Genomic DNA, 10,006 nt, shown 5'->3' with positions numbered 1-10,006 from the left:
TATTTTTGCACTATTATAGTATATATAGAAAAATGAGGTCAGTAAAACAAGATTCTATATTATTAAATGCAAACATAGAGTTAGATGATACATTAAAACCATATTATATAGGTTCTTATGGACATTATAAATATGGAAGAAATGGAATAGAAGTTGATGGAGTAATTGTTTATGAACTTGAAACTGGAGAAACAAAGACCTACCCTAAGGATAAAACACCAGAATGGATAGATCAAATATATACTTATGATGTGGCAGAACAGTATAATGAGTTCCAAGGAAGATATAAAAAAGGATTAATCAATTCAAAAATAGGGCAGAAAGAGGTTCATATACCAACAAATTGGAGTTCTGGACTAAGTATAAATGGACTAGAAATTGAATCAACACAAGTTGTTCCTGTAGTTGGAAATGATGGAGAGATGTACTTTTTTACAGATCATACTAATACATCAGAGAACTCAACAACAATGACAGGGTATACATTAATGGATTCAAGAACAGGAGAAATGGTTTATTATAAGACTCCAGGACTATTAAATGGACAGGGAGCAATGAATTCTGTTGAAAAGTTATTAGGAGCTGATAAAGCAAATTGGGCAACATCTCAACCAATTCTTTATAATATCTATGGAGTAGATACGTGGATAGTTCCTGTAATAAATAGAACTGATGGTTCTTTTGTAAAACTAGGTTTAGTTGCAGCGGAGAGTAAGTATTCAATGTTAGCTGATAATAAAACAGATTTACTAGATTCCTTTAAGAAGGCTATAGCAGAAGGTAAGATTAATTCGAGTTCTGATGTTAAGATAAGCAATGATTCCGAAAGTATAAAAGAAAAAGAAATATCTGGTACAATATGGAGAATAAATCAAACAACCGAAGAGGGAAAAGCTATTTTCTATATTAAACTTGAAGATAATGAAAAGATTTTTATGATTAATAAAAATTTAAGTCCAGAGGTTATTTTAGCAAGAGATGGTGATAGCATTACTTTAAAATATATAGATATGGAAGAACAACAAGTACTTTCGGTTACAAGTTTTAATATAAATGAATAAAAATTTTAAGAGCAAGAAATAAATCTTGCTCTTTTATTAATTATCAAGCTATGTTAAAATAAGAACAAAAGTTCGATTAAGGTGATGAAGTATGAATAGAGTAAAGATATTACATGGAGCTGATTTTCATTTTGATACACCATTTAAGGAATTATCAGCGTCAATGGGCGAAAAAAGGAATGAAGATATAAAAAAAAGCTTTGAAAGTTTAATTAATATAGTTAAAGAAGAAGATGTTGAAATACTACTTCTATGTGGTGATATTTTTGATAATAAATGCATAAAGAAATCTACTTTAGAGTTTCTTAAGGATAGATTAGAAAGTATAAATAAAACTAAAGTTTTTATAGTAGCAGGAAATCATGATCCTCTTAATGATAGAAGTTTCTATAACCTATTGACATGGCCGGAAAATGTGCATATATTTTCAAATGACATGGAAGCTGTAGTATTAGAGGATTTGAAAACAGTAGTTTATGGTAAATCATTCAGCTCAAATTATGAAAAAGCTTCTCTGTTAAAGGGGTTTCAAGTTCCAGTAGAGCATAAAGAATATATTAATATAATGGCATTGCATGGAGAGATAGCTAGAGGTGAACAAGAGAATGAATATAATCCATTAACTCTTGAGGAAATAAGAAACAGTAAATTAGATTATCTAGCATTAGGACATAGACATGGATTTTCTAATATAAAAAGAGAAGGGGAAACCTTTTATGCTTATAGTGGATGCCCAGAAGGAAGAGGCTTTGATGAGTTAGGGGAAAAGGGGATAATAATTGGTGAAGTCTATAAAGGATATAATAATCTTAAGTTTAGAGCTATAAGTCAAAGAGTATATGAACTTATAGAGGTGGACTTAACAGGAATTAATTCACAAGAAGAGATACTAAGATCGATTATTAGTTCTGTAGATGAAAAGAAGAGAGTTAAAAATTTCTATAAAGTAATATTAAAAGGGGAGGTTTATAGTGATCTTCCTATAAATATCAAAAAACTTCAATATAGGTTAAAAGAAATGTTTTATTATATAAAGATAATAGATGAAACTACTGTGAAACTAGATTATGATATTGTAAAAAACGAAAACTCTCTGCGAGGTATATTTCTTAGAAAAGTATACAAGAGATTAGAAGAGGAACCAGAAAATAAAGAAGCTTTGGAACGAGCACTTAAACTAGCATTTAATGCCCTAAGAGAGGAGGACATTAATTTAGATGATTATTAAAAATATTAAAATAAAGAAGTTTGGTGTGTTAAAAGATAAGGAGATAGAATTTAAGGAAGGTATAAATATTATAAATGGGGAAAATGAAGCTGGAAAAACTACTTTACAACATTTTATAAAAGCGTTTCTTTATGGGATGAATTCTAAAAGAGGAAAGTCTATAAGGGATAATAGTCGAGCTAGATACGTTATGTTTGACGGAGAAAGAGCTTCAGGAGAAATGGAGCTAGAACATAATGGGGAAAATATAATAATTATAAGGTCCTTTGGAAATAGCAAAAAAGAAGATACAATTAAGGTTATTAATGAATTAACTGGAACAGAGATTGGAGAATTAAATCATAATGAGCCTGCTAAGACTATGATTAACATAAACTCAGAATCATTTGATAACACTGCTTTTATTAAAAGTTTAGGTACTTATTTAAATTCTTCTAAAGATGATGAAATAATGAATAAGCTTACTAATAGCCTTGAAAGTGGGGAGGAAGGGGTTTCTTATTTTAAGGCCTTAGCAAAACTTGAAGCCATAAGAAAAGCGTTAACTACAGCGAGAGGAAATGGTAAACTTGATATTTTAAGAGAGAGAAAAATATCAATTCTAGAAGAGCGAGAACAATTTTTAAAGGCCGCTGACCAGAATCTAGAGGATGAGATGAAGAGGATTAATCTTAGGGGTGAAATATCAACCTTAAGATTGAAGCTTAAGAAGCTTGAAGTATTTAAAAAACATTTAAAGAAAATAAAACTTCAAAAAGAATATAAAGATATACTTCAATATTTAAAGAAAAGTGAGGAGCTTAAAAGTAAAGCAAAAGCTATTGACGGAGAATTAGAAGCTGAGGAAGGATTAATAACTAAGGGGAAGATAGAAGAACTAAAAGAAGAAAATACTGTTCTTATGAGTTATTATAATTTAGCAGAAGATAAGGCTGAAGAAGGAAAAGAAATTGAAGCTGAAAAATTAGAAGTTGAAAAAATGTTAGAAGAGTTTTCTTCATTAATAGAGCTTGGAGATGAATTAGAAGACAAAATATTAAAAATATCAAAAGAAACAGAAAAGCACAAAGCTCAACTATTAGTTTATGAAGAAAATAAAAAAGAACTTATAGAGTTAGAGAGTCGACTAAGTTTTATAAAAAAATCTTTAGGAAGCTCAATTAAAATAGAAAATAAGGAAGATGAAATATATGAAGCTTTTAGAGATTACGAAAATAAATTATTTGAATTAAAAGGGAAAGTATTAGATAGAAAAATTGTAAATTCTTTAGAAGATTTAAAATCTGCCAGTCTAATAAGAAATTTATATTATATTTTAATTATTTTAGGGATAATTGGATCTGTTGCACTGATTTTTATTAAGCCTGTATTTTCAGTCGTACCTTTATTTTTTTCAGGTATTTTTTTGATTTCAAGTTTTAAATATTCTCAAAAGATTGAGAACTTAAAAAAGCAAAAAAATGAAAAAGAGTATATAGAACTTTTAGAAATCAATATAAATAAAATAGAAGCTAAGCTTATGGGATACGGGGAAGAGTTAGGGTTAAAATCCTATGAGGAGTTACCTAAAGCTTTATCTGAATATAAAAAGTATAAAGATGAAATGAAGACATTAGAAAGAATGATAGAAGAAAGAAATAGGCGCCTTACAAACTACAATATAGAAGAAGTAATTAACGCTCAATCTAATAATAATAAAATTATTGATAGAGTACTATCTTATACTTCATCTAAAGATACGGAAGAATTAATGGTTAAAATAAAAGAATTAAAATTAGTTAAATCGAGACAGGAAATCGTTATGCATAAATGGAGAACTTTTAATGCTGGATATGAGGCTTTAAAAGAAGATATAGATAATAGAGAAAAATCCTTAAATAGCAAATTAAAAATTCTTAAGCTTGATAAAATTCAATTACATGAATTACCTAAAGAGTTAGAGAAGTTAAGTGAAAAAATAAGTGAAAAAGATAAGATCTTATTAGCTTTAAATGGGGTTGAGGATACCTATACAGCCCTTCTAAAGGACAGGGATTTAGAGCATATGAAAGAAGAACTCAAGGAAATGTTAGCAGATTCATTGGAATATTCTTATGAAAGCGAAGAAGAAGTTGAAGAGGAAATCAAACTCTCACAAAATAAATTATTAGAAGATGAGAAGCTATTAAAAGATGTAGAAAATTCGGTGGCTAATAGATTTTTAGGAATAAGATCTATAATATCAATAGAAGGAGATTTTCAGGAAATTTCTGATAAAATATTTGAGTATGAAAGAGAATTAGAAGCTTTAGAGATAGCCAAGGAACTTTTAGAAGAATCTTTTAAAGAGTTACAGAAAAATATAGGGCCTGTATTAAATGAAAAGGTAGCTTATTATTTTAATAAATTAACTAATGGTAAATATACAGAAGTTAAGGTTGGAAGTGAGTATGAGTTATTAGTTAGAGAAGAAAATGGAGATATTATAAAAGGGGATTATTTAAGTAATGGAACCTGGGATCAGGTTTATCTTTCCTTAAGACTTGCACTTATAGATATGCTTTTCGAAGATAAAAAAGTTCCATTAATTTTTGATGATGCCTTTATCCAATATGATGACAAAAGGCTTGAAAACACTCTAAAAATTATAAGTGATTTAAGTGATAAGAGACAGATTATATTATTTAGTTGCCAAAAGAGAGAAGTTAATTTTTTGAGAAATGAAGCAAATATAATAAATTTATAGAGTAGGTTTTTAATATTACACTTAATGAGATATAATAGTAAGTATACTAAATTTTATGAGAAGTGGTGGGATTACATGAGAAGCACAGAGATTTATGAGAAAAATATAGAAAATACACGCAAAGATATTAATGAAGTAAATAAAGGAATAGATAGAGTAGCTTTATTAAGAGGGGTAAGTTTTATAGTTCTAATTATATTAGGTTATCAGTATTTCAAAAAAGGAAGTCCTATAATATTAGGTTTATCTTTAGTTCTAATAGGGGTGTTTATATATTTAGCTATTACTCATACAAGAGAAAAAGAAAAACTAAGAGAATTAGAATTATTAATAGGTATAAACGATGAACATTTAAGAAAAGCAGAAGGGTTATGGAAGGATTTTTCGGATAAAGGAGAAGATTTTTTAAAAGAAGATCATCCCTTTACAAATGACCTAGATATATTTGGTGAAAGTTCATTGTTTCAGTGGATAAATACAACGAAAACTTTTTATGGAAGAGTAGCTTTAGCTAAAATATTATCAGATAGTAAACTACCAACAAAAGATGAAGTTAAGAGAAGACAGAAAAGCATAAGAGAATTAGCAGATAAATTAGATTTTAGACAAAGACTTGAGTTAATACCATTAAAGCATAAAAGTTCAATAGAAAAAACAGAGAATTTTTTAAGTTGGGTTAAAGAAGAAAATAGCTGGTTTTTATCAAGTAATGTAAATATTTTAAGGATAATAATGCCTTGTATATCATTAATTACTATATTATTAATTACATTTTTTAAACTGCCTTTTAGCTTATTTTTCTTATCTATTATAATAAATGCAGGGATATTAAGCTTGAAGAAAAAAGAAATAGAAAAAGCTTTAGAGGAGATTTATTCTTTTAAAAAGAATCTAGCTGCTTATTATGAAGGGATAGAACTAATAGAAAACCAAACTTTTAATGAGGAACTTAATAAGTCTATAAAAGAGAAGATAAATTCTAAAGATGGTGTAAAAGCATCTAAAGAGATGAAGGAATTAAGTAATATAGGTGAATTACTTTTTGATAGGGCAAACATGATTTATTGGCTTTTAAATTCACTACTTATGTGGGATTTTATGCTTATGGCAAGATTAGAAAAGTGGAAAGCAAGAAATAGGGATAAGGTTGAAAATTGGCTTTTAGCTTTAGGTGATATGGAGGCGTACTCTTCACTAAGCAATGTATGTTATGATAAAGAATATTGGGTTTTCCCAGAAATATCAGATGAAGATATTATTGAAGGGGAAGATATTGCTCATCCATTAATTATACCTCAAGGAGTTGAAAATTCGTTTAATTTAAATGGTGAACTAAAAACTGCATTAATAACAGGTTCTAATATGTCAGGCAAAAGTACTTTTTTAAGAACAATAGGAATAAATATGATATTTTCATATTTAGGTTTGCCTATTAATGGAAAGAGTTTCAAGCTAGGCAGAATGATTCCGTATACTTGTATGAGAACAAAAGATAATTTAGAGGAAAGAATATCTTCTTTTTATGCAGAGATTTTAAGAGTGAAAAATATAATTGAAGCTACTAAAAGAGGGGAAAAGATATTTTTTCTTCTAGATGAAATCTTTAAAGGAACAAATTCTGTAGATAGACATTTAGGAGCAGAAATATTAATAAAACAGCTTATGGATAAAGGAGCTAAGGGGTTGGTATCAACCCATGACTTCGAGCTTTGCGATTTAGAGAAAGAAGATAGAAGAATAAAGAATCTACATTTTAGAGAATATTACGAAAACAATGAAATTAAATTTGATTATAAGTTAAGAGAGGGAAGATCCACTACCAGGAATGCTGTTTATCTTATGAAGATGGCAGGTATAGAACTTCTAGATAAGGAGTAACTAGATATTAAAATCTAGTTACTTTTCTTCTAATTTAAGAAATTATAAAGCTAAAAGTGATATAATATTTTATATCATATACGCTTAACAGGAGGAAAAAATGGAATTAAACAAAAGTCAATGGAGATACGTAAACTCTAAGACTTTAGGGCATCAGTTTCTAAAGGGAGGAGAGTTTACAGGTAAAACAACCGCAGCAGTATACAGAATTATAAATTTAGAGAATAATTACAGACTTTTTCAGAATGAAAACATAGTATATGTGGTTTTAAGAGAAGAAGACAAAAAGAATATACAAGAAATATATGAAAAAGCAAAATTAGATTTAAATTATAGATATGATTCCTTATTTTCTTATTTTAATAAAGGCTTTGAAATACTTACTTTAAATGAATTAATAGAGATATATTCTCAAGGATATATGAGGGTGAAAAAAGTTAACTATAAATTTTCTAATGAGGAGAAGGAATATACCCTTTTAAAAGATTTATTAGTTGATTTTAAATTAACATATAAAAAATCTAAATTAATAGCCAATACTTCATTGGATTTCTTGTTAAAGGAAATAAAATGGATAAAAGCAAGTGGTTTTAGTAAAGATGAATATATGAATATAGATAGAAAAGGAAGAGATAAAAGAATTAAGAAAAATTCCTTATCAAGAGAGGGTATTTATTACTTAAAAGATAGGTATGATGCTACTCTAAGAGAGAATAATCTTATGGATAAGTGGGATAATATATTGTTTGCTTTGGAATTTGGAAAGAATTTCAATAAGACATATACACATATAATTCTCGATAATTGTGAGGCTTTAACTTTAGCTGAAATAAGATTTATTAACTCCCTATTAGTTATGGAAAAATACAGTTCCTTAACCTATGTATTGGGTGAAAATAAAGAATCAAGAGAAAATACATGGTTTATTAAAGGAAGAAAATATAATGTGTTAGATGAAACCAATATAAATAGAAGTTTTCTTTTAAAAAATAGTTACAAGTCTAAAAAACAGAACTGGAATTCAATAGAAGAATTCAGGTTTATTAATCTAAGAAATAAGATTTTTAAAGATTTTTCTAGAGATACGGCATCTAATGAAAAAGAACTTGTAATTAAAGAGGGAGATCAGTCTTATATTTATAATGAGGGGAATTTAAAAGAATATCCTCTGTTCTCTAATATAGCAGCCGGTGAACCTATTTTAATGAATGAAAATGTGGAAGATAGCTTTTTACTACCAGAAGATTGGATAAGAAATTCAAAGGATGTATTTCTTTTAAAGGTAAAAGGAGACTCTATGGAAAATATCAATATATTAAATGGGGATTTAGTGGTTATAAGAAAACAGGCAACAGCAGATCATAATGATATAGTAGCTGTAGATATAGATAGAAGCTCTACGCTAAAGAGGTTAGATATGAGTGGAGAAAGTCCTCTACTAATGCCTGAAAATGAGAAATATGAGCCTATATCTCTAGAAGGAAGAGATGCAAACATATTAGGGGTTGCTATAGGGGTTATAAAGAAACTAGGGTAATTAATTAGGGTAAAGGAGTAAAAATGGGATTTGTTATTATAGATTTAGAGTTTAATAACTTAAGAGAAATAACAAAATATATTCCAAGTTTTTATCAAGAATATACGCAGTTAGGAAATACAATTATTGAAAATGAGATTATAGAAATAGGTGCAGTTAAGCTAGATAGGTATATGAATAAAATAGATGAGTTGAAACTTTATATAAAACCAGCTATATTCAAAATATTAAATCCAAAGATAGCTTCAATGACAGGTATAACACAAGAGTCTATAAATAGAGGTATTGAATTTTCAGAAGCCATGAATGTGTTTAAGGATTTTGTAGGGGAGCAGGATATAATATGTACCTGGTCAAAAAATGATATTGTAGAAATAATAGTTAATGCTAAATATCATAAGTATGATCAGATAGATTGGTTAAATGAATATTTGGATATTCAGGAGTATTGTACTGGAGTTTTAGCTCACAAGAAATCTATCAGTCTCAAAAATGCACTTCAAGAACTTAAGATTAAAGTTGAAGATAATAATAAACTTCACGATGCGCTTAATGATGCAGAATACACTTCTAAAGTATTTAAGCGAGTTTATAATCCCAGAGTTGTTAAAAATCATATTATAAATGACATATATAATATGCCTGCTGTTACAATTAAAAATCTAAAGGAATTAAGCCTAGATTATAACAAAATAAATATGAACTGCCCTAGGTGCAAAAATAAGATGAATACAGATAATCCTCTAAGGCTAATTAGTTGGAGATTTATGGGGACTGATTATTGCGAAAAGTGTAAAAGTAAAGTTCTTCATGAAGTGATAGTGAAAAGAACTTTAAGTGGGGATGAGATATATAGTGAAATAAAAACATTATTAAATGAGGTTGAGTATATGAATTACTGCTATAAACTAAAAAAAGCGGCTAAATAAATGTACAAACTTATGGAATTGAGAGTATATTAAAAATTAACTGTGTAATTTAACAAATACGAATAAATTAATTAAACTATAACATTTACATTTTAAATATGCTAAAATATAAATGATGATAATTATAAGTTTGAAAGGAAAGAATATGAATATAGCATTTTTTCTAACGCCTAAAAATGAAGTTGTTTACGAAAATTTAGATGCTACAATGAGGCAGGTAATGGAGAGAATGGAGCATCATGGATATACTGCTATACCACTTATAGACAAGTCTGGTAGATACGTAGGAACATTAACAGAAGGTGATTTATTGTGGAAGCTAAAAAACACACCAGAATTAACTTTTGTTAATACAGAAACAGTTAAAGTTAAAGATATTCCAAGAAGAATAAAACATAAAAGTGTTCAAATAAGTGCATCAATAGAAAGTTTAATTTCTCTAGCTGTAAGCCAAAATTTTGTTCCTGTAATTGATGACAACGGAACCTTTATAGGAATAATTAAAAGAAGTGATATAATTAATCATTGTTATAATGGAATGAAGCAAAATCAATTATAGTATGTTCCAGCTATCTTTGTAAGTTTAAGATAGCTGGTTTTGTTTGTTTGACAGCATAAGATAATTTATATATATATATTCTAATAAAG

7 protein-coding genes are annotated in these 10,006 nt (G+C 28.0%); all 7 read left to right on the top strand.

Going from position 1 to position 10,006, the window contains the following annotated elements; translation table 11 throughout:
• A partial coding sequence (locus tag B3N22_RS14600; RefSeq protein ID WP_286908290.1) for a hypothetical protein occupies window positions 1–1,061 on the top strand: 1,061 nt, incomplete at its 5' end.
• Between the two features lie 91 nt (window positions 1,062–1,152).
• Entirely contained in the window at window positions 1,153–2,289 is a 1,137-nt protein-coding gene (locus tag B3N22_RS14595; protein WP_286908288.1) for a metallophosphoesterase family protein, read from the top strand.
• Complete coding sequence (locus tag B3N22_RS14590) at window positions 2,279–5,014, top strand: AAA family ATPase (protein ID WP_286908287.1); 2,736 nt, start codon at window positions 2,279–2,281, stop codon at window positions 5,012–5,014. The genes B3N22_RS14595 and B3N22_RS14590 overlap by 11 nt, the downstream gene beginning before the upstream one ends.
• 75 nt (window positions 5,015–5,089) lie before the next feature.
• On the top strand, window positions 5,090–6,892 hold the full coding sequence (locus tag B3N22_RS14585; RefSeq protein WP_286908285.1) for a MutS-related protein: 1,803 nt from the start codon (window positions 5,090–5,092) through the stop codon (window positions 6,890–6,892).
• Between the two features lie 100 nt (window positions 6,893–6,992).
• A complete protein-coding gene (lexA, locus tag B3N22_RS14580) occupies window positions 6,993–8,429 on the top strand; it encodes a transcriptional repressor LexA (protein ID WP_286908282.1) in 1,437 nt (478 codons plus the stop codon).
• A 23-nt stretch (window positions 8,430–8,452) separates the two neighbouring features.
• Window positions 8,453–9,358, top strand: coding sequence for a 3'-5' exonuclease (locus B3N22_RS14575; protein WP_073018103.1), 906 nt, complete (start codon window positions 8,453–8,455; stop codon window positions 9,356–9,358).
• Between the two features lie 145 nt (window positions 9,359–9,503).
• Window positions 9,504–9,917: a CBS domain-containing protein gene (locus B3N22_RS14570; RefSeq protein ID WP_021800600.1), complete on the top strand. Its 414-nt coding sequence runs from the start codon at window positions 9,504–9,506 to the stop codon at window positions 9,915–9,917.
• Window positions 9,918–10,006 lie beyond the last annotated feature (89 nt).

This window comes from Clostridium sp. UBA1652, from assembly GCF_002320975.1.
Lineage (GTDB): Bacteria > Bacillota > Clostridia > Clostridiales > Clostridiaceae > Clostridium_T > Clostridium_T intestinale.
The sequence above is the reverse complement of the archived record's forward strand: the minus strand, read 5'-3'. Positions and strand labels throughout refer to the sequence as shown.

Excerpts from the sequence above, each read along its gene's own strand:
- lexA (WP_286908282.1), top strand. The coding sequence starts at position 6,993 with ATGGAATTAAACAAAAGTCAATGGAGATACGTAAACTCTAAGACTTTA.
- B3N22_RS14575 (WP_073018103.1), top strand. The coding sequence starts at position 8,453 with ATGGGATTTGTTATTATAGATTTAGAGTTTAATAACTTAAGAGAAATA.
- B3N22_RS14590 (WP_286908287.1), top strand. The coding sequence starts at position 2,279 with ATGATTATTAAAAATATTAAAATAAAGAAGTTTGGTGTGTTAAAAGAT.
- B3N22_RS14585 (WP_286908285.1), top strand. The coding sequence starts at position 5,090 with ATGAGAAGCACAGAGATTTATGAGAAAAATATAGAAAATACACGCAAA.
- B3N22_RS14570 (WP_021800600.1), top strand. The coding sequence starts at position 9,504 with ATGAATATAGCATTTTTTCTAACGCCTAAAAATGAAGTTGTTTACGAA.
- B3N22_RS14595 (WP_286908288.1), top strand. The coding sequence starts at position 1,153 with ATGAATAGAGTAAAGATATTACATGGAGCTGATTTTCATTTTGATACA.